The sequence below is a fragment of the Diaphorobacter ruginosibacter genome (assembly GCF_014395975.1).
GTDB lineage: Bacteria > Pseudomonadota > Gammaproteobacteria > Burkholderiales > Burkholderiaceae_C > Diaphorobacter_A > Diaphorobacter_A ruginosibacter.
This window is the reverse complement of the sequence record NZ_CP060714.1, coordinates 3,185,669-3,202,686: the sequence shown is the minus strand read 5'-3', so window position 1 is coordinate 3,202,686 and position 17,018 is coordinate 3,185,669. Positions and strand designations below refer to the sequence as shown.

General features: G+C 66.5%; 15 protein-coding genes. 14 read left to right on the top strand and 1 reads right to left on the bottom strand.

From position 1 onward, the window contains the following. Positions 1-4 precede the first annotated feature (4 nt). The 7 genes from H9K76_RS14550 (at position 5) to H9K76_RS14520 (ending at position 7,000) form a co-directional block, all read left to right on the top strand. Complete coding sequence (locus H9K76_RS14550) at positions 5-1,732, top strand: N-acyl-D-amino-acid deacylase family protein (RefSeq protein WP_187596096.1); 1,728 nt, start codon at positions 5-7, stop codon at positions 1,730-1,732. A 102-nt stretch (positions 1,733-1,834) separates the two neighbouring features. Next, positions 1,835-2,365: a TIGR02444 family protein gene (locus H9K76_RS14545; protein WP_187596095.1), complete on the top strand. Its 531-nt coding sequence runs from the start codon at positions 1,835-1,837 to the stop codon at positions 2,363-2,365. 235 nt (positions 2,366-2,600) lie between these two features. Next, entirely contained in the window at positions 2,601-4,073 is a 1,473-nt protein-coding gene (locus H9K76_RS14540) for a UbiD family decarboxylase (RefSeq protein ID WP_187596094.1), read from the top strand. Between the two features lie 55 nt (positions 4,074-4,128). Next, entirely contained in the window at positions 4,129-4,557 is a 429-nt protein-coding gene (locus tag H9K76_RS14535; RefSeq protein WP_187596093.1) for a hypothetical protein, read from the top strand. Further along, entirely contained in the window at positions 4,554-5,204 is a 651-nt protein-coding gene (locus tag H9K76_RS14530; RefSeq protein ID WP_187596092.1) for a UbiX family flavin prenyltransferase, read from the top strand. The genes H9K76_RS14535 and H9K76_RS14530 overlap by 4 nt, the downstream gene beginning before the upstream one ends. Then, positions 5,197-5,988: a DUF169 domain-containing protein gene (locus tag H9K76_RS14525; RefSeq protein ID WP_246475029.1), complete on the top strand. Its 792-nt coding sequence runs from the start codon at positions 5,197-5,199 to the stop codon at positions 5,986-5,988. The genes H9K76_RS14530 and H9K76_RS14525 overlap by 8 nt, the downstream gene beginning before the upstream one ends. Before the next feature lie 37 nt (positions 5,989-6,025). Further along, positions 6,026-7,000 (top strand): Bug family tripartite tricarboxylate transporter substrate binding protein, encoded by a 975-nt coding sequence (locus H9K76_RS14520; RefSeq protein ID WP_187596091.1) that lies wholly within the window; start codon positions 6,026-6,028, stop codon positions 6,998-7,000. Positions 7,001-7,093: 93 nt separating this feature from the next. Here the strand turns inward: H9K76_RS14520 and H9K76_RS14515 are convergent, their stop codons facing one another. Further along, positions 7,094-8,065: a Bug family tripartite tricarboxylate transporter substrate binding protein gene (locus tag H9K76_RS14515; RefSeq protein ID WP_187596090.1), complete on the bottom strand. Its 972-nt coding sequence runs from the start codon at positions 8,063-8,065 to the stop codon at positions 7,094-7,096. Between the two features lie 235 nt (positions 8,066-8,300). Between H9K76_RS14515 and H9K76_RS14510 the strand changes: the two genes are divergently transcribed. From H9K76_RS14510 to H9K76_RS14480, 7 genes are all read left to right on the top strand, one after another. After that, a complete protein-coding gene (locus tag H9K76_RS14510; protein WP_187596089.1) occupies positions 8,301-9,110 on the top strand; it encodes an enoyl-CoA hydratase/isomerase family protein in 810 nt (269 codons plus the stop codon). A gap of 48 nt (positions 9,111-9,158) precedes the next feature. After that, the gene (locus H9K76_RS14505) at positions 9,159-10,304 is read left to right on the top strand and encodes an acyl-CoA dehydrogenase family protein (protein WP_187596088.1); all 1,146 of its coding nucleotides are present in this window, start codon (positions 9,159-9,161) and stop codon (positions 10,302-10,304) included. Then, positions 10,305-11,408, top strand: coding sequence for an MBL fold metallo-hydrolase (locus H9K76_RS14500; protein ID WP_187596087.1), 1,104 nt, complete (start codon positions 10,305-10,307; stop codon positions 11,406-11,408). 34 nt (positions 11,409-11,442) lie between these two features. Beyond that, entirely contained in the window at positions 11,443-13,569 is a 2,127-nt protein-coding gene (locus H9K76_RS14495) for an acetate--CoA ligase family protein (RefSeq protein ID WP_246475536.1), read from the top strand. 34 nt (positions 13,570-13,603) lie between these two features. Next, positions 13,604-14,383 (top strand): GntR family transcriptional regulator, encoded by a 780-nt coding sequence (locus H9K76_RS14490; protein WP_187596085.1) that lies wholly within the window; start codon positions 13,604-13,606, stop codon positions 14,381-14,383. 138 nt (positions 14,384-14,521) lie between these two features. Further along, entirely contained in the window at positions 14,522-15,973 is a 1,452-nt protein-coding gene (locus tag H9K76_RS14485; protein ID WP_246475026.1) for a TolC family protein, read from the top strand. Further along, the gene (locus tag H9K76_RS14480; RefSeq protein WP_187596084.1) at positions 15,970-17,001 is read left to right on the top strand and encodes an HlyD family secretion protein; all 1,032 of its coding nucleotides are present in this window, start codon (positions 15,970-15,972) and stop codon (positions 16,999-17,001) included. The genes H9K76_RS14485 and H9K76_RS14480 overlap by 4 nt, the downstream gene beginning before the upstream one ends. Positions 17,002-17,018: the final 17 nt, after the last annotated feature.

The window sequence follows — 17,018 nt, the reverse complement described above, 5'->3', positions numbered from 1 at the left end:
GAGCATGTTTGATACCGTAATTCGTGGCGGCCGCATCGTCGATGGAACGGGAGCGCCAGCGTTCGAGGGCGACCTCGGCATTCGCGACGGAAAGATCGCGGCCGTGGGCGGCAAGCTCGGTGCCGGGGCCCGGGAGCTTCGCGTCGACGGCGCGCTGGTTACGCCGGGCTGGGTCGATGTGCATACGCATTTCGACGGGCAGGCGACGTGGGATCCCTACCTGAGTCCCTCCGCGGACCATGGCGTCACGAGCGTCGTCATGGGCAACTGCGGCGTGGGGTTCGCACCGGTGAAGGCGGATCGGCGCGACTGGCTGATCCGCGTGATGGAGGGCGTGGAGGACATCCCCGGAACGGTGCTGTCCGAAGGCATACGCTGGGACTGGGAGACGTTTCCCGAGTACCTCGACGCCCTCGCGCGGATGCCGCGCGCGATCGACGTCGGCGCGCAGATTCCCCATTCGGCGCTGCGCACCTATGTGATGGGAGAGCGCGGCATCACGCACGACGAGGCGACGCCCGACGACATCCGCCGGATGGTGGCGGCGGTGAAGGAAGGACTGCAGGCCGGTGCGCTGGGGTTCTCGACCACGCGCACCTTCATCCACAAGTATGAGACCCGCAAGTTCCCGCCGGGCACGTTCGCCACGCCCGACGAGATCCTGGGCATTGCACGCGCCATCAAGGAGGCAGGCCACGGGGTGTTCCAGATGACATCCAACCACTATCAGATGGAGACGGAATTCCCGTGGCTGCGGCAGATCGCGCAGGAGAACCAGCTGCCCGTGGCATTCGCACTGGTGCAGACCGACGGCACGGCGGAGAACTGGAGGCGGCTGCTGCAAAGTCTCGACCGGGCGCATGCCGATGGCGTGCCCATCTACGGCGCGATCGGGGGGCGTCCGGCCGGCATCCTGATGGCGTGGCAGGGATCGATCCACCCGTTCATGGCCCACGACGTCTGGAAACAGATCGCCCCGCTGCCATGGAACGAGAAAATCAACCGCCTGCGCGACCCGCAGGTGCGTGCGCAGCTCACCGACATGGACGCGCTGATGGCGTCGGCCGAGTTCGATTCGCGGCTGGCCTATCTCACGCAGAGCTTCCAGAAGATGTATGCGCTCGGCGCCGAGCCGGACTACGAGCCGCCGCAGGAGCGCAGCATTGCATCGATCGCGCAGCGCGATGGCCGCAGTCCGCTCGAGATCGCCTACGACATGCTGATGGCGCAGGACGGCAAGGGCATCATCTATTTTCCGAGCTTCAACTACGCCTACAACGACCTGAGCCAGCTGCACACCCAGCTGCAGCACCCGAACACCATGATGAGCCTGGCCGATGGTGGCGCGCACTGCGGCTACATCTGCGATGTGAGCGTGCCCACGTACATGCTCACGCACTGGGTGCGCGACCGCCAGCGCGGGCCGCGGCTGCCGCTCGAACACATCGTGAAAAAGCAGACCATGGAGACCGCAGGTATCTATGGCATGCGCGACCGCGGGCAACTCAAGCCGGGTTATCTGGCCGATGTGAACATCATCGACTTCGACCGCCTGCGCCTGCCGCCGCCCTACGTCGCCTTCGACCTGCCGGCGGGCGGGCGGCGCCTGAACCAGACGGCGGAAGGCTATGTGGCAACGCTCAAGCGCGGGCGGGTCATCATGCGGGATGGCCAGCCCACGGGCGAGTTGCCGGGCATGCTGATTCGCGGGCCGCAGGCGGAGCCTCTGTGAGAGCAGAGCCCGCGGTGGTGATCCACCGCGGGCCTGGCGGTGCAGTTTTCGCGGACGCGATGCAGTGGCAAGATGGAGGCCGTACACCGTCCGGGACAAGCCATGACGAATCCAGCCCATGCCAGCCGAGCGAATGAACAGTGGTCGTATGCGTTGCAGTGCTATGCGCGCCCTGGCGTGCCGCAGGCCTGCCTGCTGCTGCAGGACCGGCTGTCGCTGGACGTGCTGGTCCTGCTGCACGCGGCCTGTCTCGCGCATCGGCACGGCGTGAATGTCACCGGGCAGGAGGTCGCCCATGCGGATGCCGAGGTCCGGGACTGGCGCGAGCAGGTCGTCCGGCCCTTGCGCGCCGCGCGCCGCGCCATTGACAAGGAAGACGCATCACTGAGCGGCCTTCGCGCGCAGATCCAGCAGGCCGAACTGCAGGCGGAGAGGCATGCCATGGACCGCCTCGCGGCCATGCCGCTTCCGTCAGACCGGCATCAGGAGCCGCCCCCGAGCGCGGCGATCGCTGTGGTCGCGGACTTCTATGGTGCGCGCCATGCGGGTGACGCCGGCTGGAAAACACCCGAAGTAGAGCAGGCAATCGCGACGCTGGAGCATGCACTTGGCATGCCGCCGGCCCGGGCGTGATCGCGTTTCATTGAATCCCCTCCCTCTCTATTTCTTGCACCCCGGCATGACGCTGGGGTGATCATTGTTGCGTACAAATAAAGCTGCCCCGCAACAAGGCGGTCAGGGGGATGTGCGCTCATTTTTTCCTCCTCACAGGGAGGAGTGCATTGGAGGATGGGAGCGAATGATCCTATTGACATCTCCTTTTGTTGTTTTATAGTCCGGACAAATAAGACAACCCATTGGAGACTCAATGCATTCAGTGACAAGCCTGTCGGCCGCCATGGATGAAGCGCTGGCGAACGATGACCTGCTGCGCATCACGCGCGAGACCAACCCCTACCTCGAGGTGGCGGCAATTGCGCGGACCACGGACGCGGGACCGATGGTGGTGTTCGACAACGTGCGGGGGCACGAGGGCAAGCGGATCGTCACCAATGTGTTCGCGGATCGCAAGCGCATTGCGCGCTGGTGCGGGATCGATGCGCAGGACCTGCCCGCGCGACTTGCCGACGCGGCGCTGAACCCCATTGCGTCGCGGGAAACCGCCGAGGCGGCCTGCCAGCAGAACGTGATCACGAGCGGCATCGACCTGTTCAAGACACTGCCGCTCGCGCAGCAGACCTCCGCCGACGCGGGTTGCGTCATCACCGGGGGGCTGGCGCTGATCCGCGATCCGGATACGGGCGCATTCAACGGCTCCTACCATCGCATGCGGGTGCTGGGACCGGATCTCACCTGCATCACCATCCAGGCGGGCCGGCACCTGCTGGAGATCGCCCGCAAGATGCGCGCTCGGGGCGAGCGCCGCATCCCCATCAGCGTGAACATCGGTGCCGGGCCGGCCGTGCTGCTCGCGTGCTCGGGCAGCACGCAGCAGACGCTCACGCCGTTCGGCTACGACGAGATGGGCATGGCGGGAGCGCTGCAGGGCAAGGCGGTGGAATATGTGAAATGCCGCACGCAGGAGGGGGCGTGGAGCCTGGCGGAGGCCGAATACGTCCTGGAAGGCTATATCGACACCGACCGGCTGGCCTCGGAGGAGGACTCCGGCAAGGACGGGGAGAAGGGCATGATGCCCGAGGCCGGCGGCTACATGGGACGCGCATGGCGTGTCTGGGAATTCAACGTCACCGGCATCACGCACCGCAACAACCCGGTGTACTGGTTCCCGCTCGCGGTGAACGCGGAAACCACCAATCTCATGGCCCTGCCCGCGGAGGCATCCGTGTTCGACGCCTGCCGCCGCATCAGCCCCCGCGTGTTCGAGAACTGCCATGTGCTGCAGGCCATGCGCGGCTGCCTGGGCGTGGTGATCCGCATCCGGCGCAAGAGCTTTCGCGACGAGGGGCTGCAGAACAACCTCGCGTTCGGTGCGCTTTCCGCGCACTCCGACCTGGGGTGGGTGATTGCCGTGGACCACGACATCGACATTACCAACGCGGACGATGTCATGTGGGCGGTGATCACGCGCTCCGACATGCGGGAGGGACTGATGCTCTCGCCACGGGCCAAGGTCAGCGGCATGCTGGCCGAAGGGGACGCGGCGGGTACGGGGCGCAAGGTGTACATCGACGCCACCGCGCCATTCGCCAACTCGGATCGCTATACGCGAGGCGTTTTCGAGAACGTGGCGATCGAGGACTGGATCGGCGAGGAGGCCGCCGCCAGACTGCGGGCGCGCCAGCCCGACTATGTGAAGTCGCTGCTGTCGCGCAGGTATTGAGTCGAACGAGTCGAACCGGCAGGTTCCCGCTGAACAAGAATGAAAGGCCCACATCATGAGCGATGCATCCAACCCCACCAAGCCCGCACGGCCCTTCAACTGGGAGAAGTTCCAGGCCAACATGGGCTACACCGACGAGCAGATGGCCGAGTTCCGGGCTGATGAGCGCCGCCGCCGCGCGGCCGAGGCCATTCCCGAGGCCAACCGGCGAACTGTGGTCGCCACGGTCGTCTCGGCCCATGGCTGTGCCGCGGGCTTCAAGGAGGGCGACCGGATCGAGGTCAGCGCGGCGGGCGTCGTGAAATCGTGCAACGTCTGCATCTATGCCGTGGCACCGATGACGATCCACGCGGCCATGGCGCACGACCGCATCGCCGAGGGGCTGGACCCCGACGGCATGTGGTTCAACTCCTTCAGTTGCCAGGACGCGGGCTTCTGCAATGGAAGCTGGGGGCAGGTGTGCTTCAAGGTGAGCGTCGAATGAGCTCGCGCACTTCCGCACGCAAGCGCGTGGTGGTCGGGATCTCCGGCGCCAGCGGCAGTGCCTATGGCATCCGCCTGCTGGAGATGCTGCGCGCGGCCCCCGACGTCGAAACCCACCTCGTCGTGAGCCGTTCCGCGCGCCAGACGCTGCAACTCGAGACCTCGCTTGCCATCGAGCAGGTGGAGGCCCTGGCCGATGTGGTGCATTCCAGCGTGGACATCGGTGCGTCGATCTCGTCGGGCTCGTTCCGCATACACGCGATGGTGGTGGCTCCCTGCTCCATCAAGACCATGTCCAACCTGGCATGGGGCAATACGGGCGAGCTGATCGCCCGCGCGGCCGACGTGGCCCTCAAGGAGCGGCGGCGCGTTGTGCTGATGCTGCGCGAGACGCCGCTGCATGTGGGGCACATCGAGAGCATGCTGCGCGTGTCCCAGGCAGGGGCGATCGTGTTCCCGCCCGTGCCTGCCTTCTACAACCGGCCCCAGAGCGTTGCCGACATCGTGGATCACAGCGTGATGCGCTGCCTGGACCTGATCGACATCGAATGCGAGGCGGCTCCCCGCTGGGGCGAGACCAGCCGCGCGCTGCTGGCCGCCTCGACACGTACAACCCAAGAGACCCCGTCAGGAATTCCCCATGAGTGAAGTGATTGCTGAGATCGACCATGAAGACCTGGTGAACAGGCTCAACCAGCGCCTGCGGCTGCGCACCGCGCCGCTTGCGCTGAAGCTGTTCGAGACCGTGGACGAGATGAAGTCCATCAAGGGCATCCGCTGGCCTGCCGCGGGCGTGCGCTTCTCGATGTGCCAGCTTGTGGGGCAGGCGCGCTGGCTGGGCTGGACGCTTGGGGCCACGCACGAGAATGTGCCCGCCGCCAGCAACTGCGGAGGGGTCATGGGGCTCAATGCACCGGGCACCAAGTATCTTGATGGCAGCATGTTCCACGGCGTGTGGTTCGCCACCATAGAGGCCTCGCGCGAGCACCAGGCACAGATGCCGCGCGTGCCGCATGGCAAGTATGTGGGAGTGGTTCTCTCGCCCCTGGCCTCGGGGCGCCTGAAGGATCCCGACACGGTGCTGGTGTACGCAACCCCGGGACAGATGGTCACCCTGATCAATGCGCTCCAGCACCGCAGCTACGTGCGCTACCAGTTCGGCACCACCGGCGAATCGGCGTGCGCGGACAGCTGGGGCGCGGGCCTTGCCACGCGCGAGCCCAGCATGGCCATTCCCTGCTTTGCGGAGCGCAAGTTCGGCGGCGTGCAGGACGACGAGATGCTGATTGCGCTGCAGGTGTCCCATCTGCAGGAAATCGTGACGGGCCTGGAGTGGCTCGCGGGCCATGGAATCCGCTACCCCATCGCACCCTATGGCATCCAGTGCGACCCCGCGATGGCATTTCAGGCGAGTTACGCCGGCAAGCTCTGAGCACGCATTTCACAAGACAAAGACAAAGGAGACAAAGATGCAACGACGTCTACTGGTTCAAGGGCTTGCCGCGGCAGCTGCGGCACCCGGCCTGGCATGGGCGCAGGCGCAGGGCTATCCGGCCAAGCCGATCCATATCATCAATCCGTTCTCTGCCGGCGGCGCGCTCGACCAGCTCGCACGCCTGCTGGGGCAGCATCTGAGCGAGAAGCTTGGGCAACCCGTGATCGTGGAGAACAAGACGGGCGCGAGCGGCAACATCGGTGCGGAGTACGTGGCGCGGGCGGCGCCTGATGGATACACGCTGGTGATGGCGTCCAGCGCGACGCACGGGATCGCGCCGAGCATGTATGGTGCGCGCCTGCCGTTCGATGCGCTCAAGGACTTCTCCGCGATCTCGGCCACGGTGGTGCAGAAGAACGTGCTGGTGGTGCATCCGTCGATTGCCGCGCGCAATGTCCAGGAACTGATTGCACTGGCCAGGGCGCAACCGGGCAAGCTGTCGTTCGGCTCCTCCGGCGCCGGGACTTCCCAGCATCTGAGCGGCGAGCTTTTCAAGCACATGGCCCAGGTCGATATCCTGCACGTTCCCTACAAGGGCAGCGCACTGGCGATGCAGGACCTGATCGGCGGACAGGTGTCGATGATGTTCACCGACATTCCGATCGCCTTGCCCTACATCCGCTCCAACAGGTTGCGTGCGCTGGGCCTGACGGCCGCGCAGCCGTCGCCGGCGCTGCCCGAGGTTCAGCCGCTCGCGCAGCAGGGTCTGCCACATTTCGATCTCAAGGCATGGTACGGCGTGATGGGGCCGGCGAAGATGCCGGATGCCGTTGTGAAGCGCCTGAACGCGAGCATCGTCGAGTACCTCTCGGATGCCCGCAATCGCGAAAAGCTGCTCGGCATGGGCATGGAGCCCCTGCCGCTCGATGCCGCACAGTCCGGAAAATTCATCGCCGACGAACTCGCGAAATGGACTGAGGTGGTCAAGATGACGGGTGCCACCGTCTAGCACCGCGCCGAGTGAGTTGCCTCGCCCAGAAACAAACCGGCCTCGAGCCGGTTTGTTCTTTGGGACTTTGGGTCAGTGCCCCAGGCGGATGCGTTACTCGGGCTTGAGTCCGGCCGCCTTCACCATCTCGCCGGTCGCCTTGACCTCTTCCTGGATGACGGCCGCGAACTCCTCGGGGCTGCGCGTCGGGATCGCATAGCCGCGCTTGGCCATGTCCTCGCGGAACTCCGGCTGCTGGAGCACCGTGAGCATGTCCTTGTTGATCCTGGCCACGATGTCCCTGGGCGTGCCTTTCGGGGCGAACACGCCGTGCCAGGTGGCCACACGGAAATAGGGATAGCCGGACTCGGCGGAGGTCGGCACGTCGGGGTAGAGAGGGTCGCGCCGGTCCGAGTTGTAGTTCAGCACCTTGGTCTTGCCCGAGCGGATGGCGGCCTCTCCCGAGCCGCGGCCCGTGAGCGTCAGCATGGTTTCGCCGGCCATCACCGAGGTGAGGGCGGGCCCCAGCCCCTTGTATGGCACATGCGTGATCTGGATGTCCTCGCGCTTGTTGAACAGCTCCATGAGCAGGTGGGGCTGCGAGCCATTGCCGTAGGAGGCGTAGGTGACGCTGCCAGGGTCCTTTCTTGCCTGTGCGACCAGTTCCTTCAGCGAGTTCGCTGCAAGCGATTTGTGGGCCAGCAGCACCATGTCGATGTCGGCCAGCTGGGACACGGGGATGAGGTCCCTGTCGGGGTCGTAGGGCAGCGACTTGAAGAGATAGCGGTTGCTGACGATGGGGCCGTTGGTGGTGACCAGCAGCGTATAGCCATCGGGCGCCGCGCGGGCCACGCGCTGCGTGCCGATGATGGAACTTGCGCCGCTGACGTTCTCGACGACGACCGACTGTCCCCAGATGGACGACAGCTGCAGCGCGAGCTTGCGGGCCAGGATGTCCGTTCCGCCGCCGGCGGCCAGCGGAACGATGAACGTGACGGTCTTCTGGGGAAACGCTGCCTGACCCATGCAATGGGTACTGGCCGCTAGTGCGGCCGCAGCGGTGAGCAGGGCGATACGACGCTTCATACACAAGATCCTTGTGGAAAGTGCCAGAGCCACTCGGACCGATGCCGAAGCCTGACGTTGTCATGGAGGTGGGGTTGCGCGCGCTGATCCGGACAATAGCTTGTTGAACAATCTCATGTCAATGACGCGGTACATAGTGAATTCACCTAAGGCAATCTCCATGCATTGAATTGACACGCTCATTGATTCGAAATATTGTCCGGACATATTGATGAATCACGAATTGCGGCAATCCATGCAAATCACAGATCTCATTTACGAAAAGCGTGATGGCGCCGCCTGGATCACGATCAACCGGCCGGAGCGGCGCAATGCGCTCGGCGAGACGACGACACGCCAGCTGGTGCAGTTGTGCGAGCACGCGGCGACGGATGGCGGCGTGCGTGCCGTGGTGATCACGGGCGCGGGCAGCGATGCGTTCTGCGCGGGCGGCGACATGCGGGACACCTTCCAGCGCGGGGAGGGACATACGCAGCAGCAGTGGAGCGACCGGATTCGCCAGGGGCCGAACGTGCTGGCCCGCCTGCTGCAGGCCATGCCGAAACCGGTGGTGGCCAGCATCAACGGGGTGGCGGCGGGAGGTGGTGCAACCATTGCCCTGGCCTGCGACCTTCGCATTGCGTCGGACAAGGCGCGCTTCTGCTTTCCGTTTGCACGCATCGGCCTCACGCCGGAGTTCGGCTGCTCCTACCTTCTGCAGCGTACGGTGGGAGCGGGGCGTGCCAATGAGCTATTGCTGCTTGGAGACTTCGTGGACGCCGCGACGGCGGAGCGCTACGGCCTCGTGAACCGGCTGGCGTCGCCCCAGGAGCTCGGCCGCGTGACGCAGGAGGTGGTGGATCGGCTGGTGGCCCTGCCAGCCGGTGCGCTCGCGGGTATCAAGGGGCTCCAGCAGTTCGCGCGCTCGCGGGATCTGCGGGAAACGCTCGAGCAGGAGGCCCTGGCACTCGGGCGTGCATTCACGTCGAGCGAACACCGCAGCGCGGTATCCGCCTTTCTCAATCGCAAATCGCGGGCGCGGCCCGTCCATCAAGCGGGCGCGTAGTCCATCGGCAAAGCGGCCGTTCCGCATCAATAAAAAGGAGGCAATGACATGGAATTCGGTTTTACCCAGGAACAGCAGATGCTCCGGGAATCGGTGCGCAGGTTCATGAAGAAGGAGTGCACCCGCGAATACATCCGCGCGTGCAGCGACAACGATCGCTTTCCGTCCGAGCTGTACGAGAAGATGGCCGCACAGGGGTGGATGGGCATTCCCTTTCCCGAAAAATATGGCGGTGCGGGGCTCGGGCCGATGGAGCTCGCGATCTTCCTGGAAGAGGCCGGATACGGCTGGTACGGGGCGGGTACGTCGTACTTCTCCACGGTGGTGCTGGGTGCCTACAACATCATGACGTACGGGACCGAGGCGCAGAAGGATGAGTTCCTGCCCAAGGTGATCTCCGGTGAAACCCGGCTCGCCTTCGCGCTCAGCGAACCGAACGTGGGCTCCGACGCGGCCGCGGTCGAGCTGTTTGCCGAGGAGCGGGGCGATCACTTCGTGCTCAACGGCCAGAAGATGTTCACCACCAACGCGCACGTGGCCCACCAGATCGTCACGGTGACGCGCACCATCCGCAACCCCGAGAAGAAGCACGATGGAATCACTATCTTCCTGGTCGACGCGGATGCGCCGGGCATCGAGATCCGTCCCCTCAAGCAGATGGGCCGCTCGGCCACGCATACCAACGAGGTGTTCTTCCGCGACGTGCGGGTGCCGCGCTCGCGCATGATGGGCAAGCTGCACGAGGGCTGGGCCAACCTCAACAGCGGGCTGGGCATCGAGCGCCTCAGCGTGGCCATGATGTATTCGGGCACGTCGCAGGCCATGATCGACTACGTGGCGGCCTATGCCAAGGAGCGCCGGCAGTTCGGCCAGCCGATCTCCAAGTTCCAGGCGGTGCAGCACAAGCTGGCGGACATGCAGACCAAGGCCGAAATCGCACGGCTGCTGGGCTACCGCGTCGCCTGGATGCTGGAGCAGGGCCTGCCGTGCTTCAAGGAGATGTCCATGGCCAAGCTCTGGGCCAGCGAGGCGATGTTCGACATCGCCAACAATGGCGTGCAGATCATGGGCGGCTACGGTGTGCTCAAGGAGTACGACATGGAGCTGTTCTTCCGGGATTCGCGCATCGGGATGATCGGCGCGGGCGCATCGGAGATCCAGCGCACCATCATCGCCAAGCAGATGGGGCTGTGAATGGCGCAGACCCTCACCATCATCGGCGAGCAGCTCTGGAAACGGCGCGAAGGCCTGCCTGCACTGCGGTATGCCGAAGCGGAGATTGCAGAGGGCGAGCCTCTGGAGCTGGCACCCGGGATCTTTCTGCTGCGCCTGCCCCTGCCGTTCGCGCTCAACCACATCAACGTCTACCTGCTGCAGGAGCGCGACGGGTGGACCCTGGTCGACACAGGCATCCACACGCCTGCCAACCGCGCCCTGTGGGAGTCCGTCTTTCGCGCTCCCTGGTTCACGCGGCATGGGCCGCTGCGGCGCATCGTGGTGACCCACCACCATCCCGACCACGTCGGCATGGTGGGCTGGATCATGGAGCAGTTCGCCGTGCCGGTCCTCATGACGCCCGGCGAACTCGAAGTCGCGGGACGCTACGCCGACCCCGCGCGTGACGTGGTGTCCGAGCGCACGCCGCTCTGGCGCGAACACGGATTGCCCGATGCGGTGGCCGCCGAGCTGCTGCAGCACATGCCGCGCTATGGCACGCAGGTGTGCGCCCTGCCGCACGGGGTGATCGAGATCGATACCCGCGAGCCGCTGGAGCTCGGCGGGCGGCGCTGGGTGCCGATCATCGGGCGCGGTCATTCGCCGGAACATCTGAGCCTGTTGAGCGAGGATGGGGCGGTGTTGATCGGCGGCGATCAGGTGCTGCCCAAGATCACGCCCAACATCGCGGTGTGGCCGGGCGGCGATCCGAACCCATTGCACTCCTATCTCGCGACGCTGCAGCGCTTCGAGGACATCTCCGCTTCGACCCTGCTGCTGCCATCGCACAAGCAGCCGTTTTACGGCGTGGCACGGCGAGTGGAGGAGATACGCGCACACCACGAGGAGCGCCTGAGGGTGGTGCTCGACGCGTGTGTGCGGCCCATGACCGGGTACGAGTTCCTGCCCGCGCTGTTCGAGCGCGAGTTGCGCAACGAGCAGGTCGGCTTCGGGCTGGGCGAGGCCATCGCGCACCTGAACTTCCTGGAAAGCCAGGGACTGCTGGCGTCGTCCGTGGATGGCGCGCTCGTGCGCCGCTTCGAGCGCACGGGCCTCCATCCCGCGCATGGCCGCAACGAATGACCATCAACCAATACCGAGACATCACGTGAATACGATGACTGACACCATTGCCCTGCACGCGCCGCACGCCGGCCTGGGCACGCTTTTCCACCCTCGCTCGATCGCGTTCATCGGCGCTTCGGAGCGGCCGAACACGCCTGCGTCGCGCGGCCTGCGCAACTGCCTGCGCCATGGGTTCAAGGGGGGGCTCTATCCCATCAACCCCAAGTATCCCGAGCTGTTTGGCGTGCGCTGCTATCCGGCCCTGGCGGAGCTGCCGGAGGTGCCCGAGCTGGCCATGATCGCGCTCAGCGCGGAGATGACGCTGCAGGCCGTCGCCGAGTGCAAGGCCGCGGGTGTTCGCGTCGTGGTGGTCTGCAGTGCGGGATGGGAGGAGCAGGGCGCGGAAGGGGTCGAGCGGGCGCGCCGGCTCCAGCAGATCCTGAGCGGTGGGACGATGCGCATGCTGGGCCCGAACTGCCTTGGCGCCGGCAATCCCGCTGCGGGCCTTTGCCTGGGCTACAACAGCAGCTTCGAGTCGATGGCCCACTCGCGCACCGGGCGCGTGGGGCTCGTCACGCAAAGCGGCGCGATGATGGGCGGGCTGCTGCTCAACGGCGAGGACGCCGGGGCGGATGTGGGGCTCTATGCGCACGTCGGCAATGCCATGGACATCGGCATGGAGGAGATCGTCGAGTACATGCTGGGAGATGAGCAGATCGACGTCATCGCGTTGATGATCGAGGGGCTGCGCCAGCCCCGGCGGTTCGTCGATGCGGCCCGGCGCGCGCGCGCCGTCGGCAAGCCGCTGGTGGTGTTCAAGGCCGGAACCTCCGAGCTGGGGCGGCAGGCGGTGATGTCCCACACGGGGGCGCTGGCCGGTGCCGACGAGATCTTTGCGGCCGTGTGCCGCGAGGAAGGCATCCTGCGTGTGCAGGAGAGCGAGGACCTGCTGTCCACCGCGGCCTCGCTGGCACATTGGAAGGGCAGGCAGCCCGTGGGCCGCGGCGGGATGCTGGTGTTCACGCTGTCGGGAGGCGCGGCCTCCATCCTGGCCGACGAATGCGCGGAGGCCGGCGTGCCGCTCCCGGCACTGTCGGCAACGACCTTGCAAAAGCTCGAGGCGATCCTGCCAAGCTATGTCAAGGCGTCCAACCCCCTGGATGTGGGGGGAGCCGTGTTCAGTAATCCCGAGCTGCCAAGGCAGGCGCTGGCCATTGCGCTGGAAGACGATGCCATCGATTCGGTGCTGTGGGTTGGCGTGGGGGCGCCGCGGGACGAGCGCTCGCAGCTGTGGCTCGATCAGGCACTCGATGTGGTGGGCGTGAGCGACAAGGCGAGCGCCATCGTTCCTGTGTCGGGCCATGTGCAGGAGGCGGGCTTCGAGCGCGCACGCGCCCTGGGGATCCCGCTGGCGCGCAGCCTTCGCGCGGCAGCGCAGCTCAACGGGTTTGCGCGCAGGGCGAACCAGCCCCTGCTGGCGAGAGGCGACGCCGACGGCAGCGTTCCGGATCTTCCGGCGGTGGAGGGGCTGATCGACGAGGTTCAGTCCAAGGCGCTGGTCAAGGCGCTCGGAATCCGGGTGCCCGAGTCGCGCGTAGCCGCAAGCGTGGAGGAGGTCGCTTCCTGTGCCCGCGAGCTCGCGGGCCCGGTGGTCGTCAAGGGACTCGCGCGCGGCATTGCGCACAAGAGCGAGCATGGCCTGGTTGCCCTGAACCTCGCGACGCCCGAACTGGCCCAGGCTGCGGCGCAGAAGATGCGAGAGCAGGGCGGAGAGCTCGAGTTCACGGGTTTCCTGGTCGAGCGCATGGCCTCGCGCGGCGTGGAGGTGGTGCTGGGCATCAAGCGCGATCCCGCGTTCGGTCCCGTGCTCATGTTCGGCCTGGGAGGGGTCGCCGTGGAGCTGTTCAAGGATGTGGCGTTCGGCATGTGCCCGATGAGCCCCGACAGCGCCCGCGAATTGATCTCCATGACCCGGGCCGCGGCGCTGCTGCGCGGCTTTCGCGGCCAGCCACCTGCGGATGAAGAAGCGCTGGTCGAGGCGATGGTGCGCCTCTCCCAGTTCGCGTTCCGCCATGCCGACAGGCTCGCCGAGATGGACGTCAATCCTGTTATCGTACTGCCCCAAGGAGAAGGCGTGCTGGCGCTTGACGCCATGATTTCATGCAGCGGTCGCACCTGACGCCGCACCCGACTCCGAGCCATAGATTTGCGGCATGCCCCCCGGGGACTCTCCGGTGGCGGGCCGCTCCATCCAGCGAAGGTTCAGATTGGGCAAGCCTATATATGTAGAACTGGCGGAGACGCTGCAGCAGCAGATTGCATCGGGTGAATACCCCGTGGGCAGCACGCTGCCGCCGGAAATGAGCCTGTGCGAGATCCATGGCGTCAGCCGCTTCACCGCGCGTGCCGCCCTGGCGGCCCTGCAGCGTCAGGGGCTGGTGACGCGAAGGCCCCGCATCGGCAGCGTGGTCGTCGCCAGCAGCCCGCAGGGCTCCTACAGCGTCCAGACCAACAGCGCCAGCGATGTTCTGCGTTTCTCCTCGGCTGCGGATCTGCACCTGGTGAGCACGGAGGATGTCGTCGCGGACGCGCTGCTGGCGCGCGAACTGGGTTGCGAGACCGGCGAGTCGTGGATCAAGGTGTCCACCTTCCGCGACTCGCCAGACACCAAGGTGGCGGCCTCGTGGACGGATTTCTATCTGCGGCCCGAGCATCGCAGCGTGATCCCGATGATCGGGAACAAGCGCGGTTCGGTGTGGCAGTTCCTGGACGAGCTGCAGCAGCACCCCATCGACCGCATCGAGCAGACGGTGGAGGCGTGCAAGATTCCCCGGAACGTGGCAGACATCCTGGGCGTCCCGCCCAAGAGCCCCGCGCTGCGTACGGTGTACCGGCTTTACCGCGAGGGCGAAAGCAGCCGCTTCTACGTAGCCATCAGCCTCTATCCCGAGGGGCGCTTCAAGCTCTCCCAGACATTGCGGCGCGATCGGTAGGTAATCGGCGGGAGGCCGGCAAGGTGCCCGAAACGGTGCGCATCGCCATCCATGCCTGCTAGGATGGCGTCCAGTCTCACCCCGGATCGTATGAGGACACGAACGATGGCCGAGTGTTGTTCAGCTGAGTGGCAATCCTTGGCACCCGGCTTGTCGCCGCCCCCGCGCTGGCGTCGCCTGCTACTGTGCGGCTGCCTGATCGGGAGCCTGATGGCGGCGGGCATATGCCCGGCGTGGGGACAGCCTGTCGCGCCGGCGCTGAGTTTTGCAGAGGCGCAGCAGGCGCTGCTCGAGCGTTCGGACCAATGGGCCGCGGATGGCAAGGCGGTGGAGAGCGCCCGCCTGCGTCGCGAAGGGATGGACGGATTTGGCGGGCCGTCGGTGGCGGTCACCGGCATGGCCTACCGCTATTCGGTGAACGCGGACATCGATCTTGATCCGGCGCGGCGCATGCTCAACGGCGCGATCGGCATGCTGCCCTCCGAGCTGGGGTCTGCGCTGCCGGGACTGCCGCAGTTGCCCTCCAGCGTGGGACTCCAGCGGGAAAAGAACAACGCCTCGGCCAGCCTGTCGCTGGTCTGGCCCCTGTATGTGGGCGGGTTGTCGGATGCCGTGCGTTCCGGGCTCGATGCCGCCACCGATGAAGCCGTGGCTGACGCTACCCGCAGCCGTGAGTCATTGCAATCGCTGCTCGTGCAGCGCTACTTCGGCGCTCAGCTGGCCGAGCGGGCTGCGCAGTTGCGCATGCGCGCGTTGGATGCGGTGCGCCGGCACGACGCGGCCGCGCAGAGCATGCTCAAGGCGGGCGTGATCGCCAGGGTGGAGCGGCTGCAGGCAGGTGCGGCCCTGGCCGATGCCGAGCAGCAGGCACGCAAGGCGCGGGACGATGCGGATCTGGCCGCCACGGCGCTCGCGCGCACGGTCAGGGCGCAATCCCGGGTGTTGCCGAGCTCGCCGCTGTTCGTGAGCAGCCGGCCGCTGCCGCCGCTGCAGGAGTTCGTCTCGGCAGCCGAACGGCAGCATCCGGGGCTGGACAAGGTGCAGGCCAAGCGCCGCCAGGCCGGAGCCCTGCATGATGCACAGGAGGCCTTGCGCAAGCCGCAGGTGCTGGCTTTCGGCTCGCATGAACTGGCCACCAGCGGCAAGCCGAACTGGATCGCCGGCGTGGCCGTGCGCTGGACGCTGTGGGACAGCATCGACCGGAATGCCCTGGCGGCATCGTCGCAGCGCAAGATCGAGCAGGCCGACCTGATGGAAGCCCAGGCACGCAGCGACATTGCGCTGCTGGTCGAGAAGAACTGGATGGGCGTTGAGCAGGCCCGTCGCCAGTACCAGGCCCAGCAGGCGCAGGAGGACCTGGCACGCGAGCTGCTGCGCCTGCGCGAGGCCGGACTCCAGGAGGGCACCAGCACCGTGCTGGACCTGATCGACGCGCAGACGAATCTGGCCAAGGTGGAAACACAGCGCGCGGAGAGCGCGAACCAGTATGTGCAGGCGCTGGCGGCGCTGCTCGAGAGTTCGGGGCAGGGTGATGCCTTCGAGCGATACATGGCCCAGGCCGACATTCAGATTCCTTCCAACGCACCATGACCGACGATACGCACACTTCCCCCGAGCCCCGGGTGGCGCAGGCGCCCCGAGGAAAGCCGCCCCTTGTTGCCATCGTGGTGGTGGCCCTTGTGATTGCGCTGGTGGCCTGGGGCTTCTGGCGCGCCGCGCAGCCGGCGCCTGCCTATTTCCAAGGGCAGATGGAGGCGCGCGAGGCCGACATCGCGCCCAAGGTCACGGCCCGCATCGCCAAGGTGCTGGTCAAGGAAGGGCAACAGATCAAGCCCGGCGACCTGCTGGTCGAGATGGACAGCCCCGAGGTACGCGCCAAGCTCGCGCAGGCCGAGGCCGCGCGCGATGCGGCGCAGGCCGTGGCAGACAAGGCGCAGGCGGGAGCCAGGCCGCAGGAGGTGCAGATGGCGCGGCTGAACTGGCAGCGTGCGCAGGCGGCTGCCGAGCTGGCCGATACCTCGTACCGCCGCGTGCAAAGCCTCCATGACCAGGGCCTGGTGGCCGCGCAGAAGCGTGACGAGGCGCTGACCAACTACCGTGCCTCGCGCGACCAGGCGCTGGCGGCCAAGGCCCAGTACGACATGGCGGCCTCGGGCGCTCGCCAGGAGGACAAGGCCGCGGCCCAGGCCCAGGCTCGCCAGGTACAGGGCGTCGTGGCCGAGGTCGAGGCGGCGCGTGCCGAGACGCAGCTGAGCAGCCCCGTTGGCGGCGAGATCAGCCAGGTGCTCGCCAAGGAGGGGGAGCTGTCGCCACAGGGCGTTGCCGTGGTCACCGTGGTGGACCTGAGCGACCAGTGGGTGGTGCTGAATGTGCGCGAGGACCAGCTGGCCCGGTTTGCGCAGGGTAGCCACTTCACCGGGCGCCTGCCGGCGCTCGACAACCGCGAGGCGCGGTTCGAGGTCTACTACCTCGGCGTACTGCCCGACTTCGCCACCTGGCGAGCGACGCGCGCAGGGCAGGGTTTTGACGCCCGGACCTTCGAGGTGCGGGCGCGTCCGTCCCAACCCATCGCAGGGGCACGTCCCGGCATGAGCGTGGTGGTCGAAGCGGCCCGTTGACCGCCAGCCACTCCGCG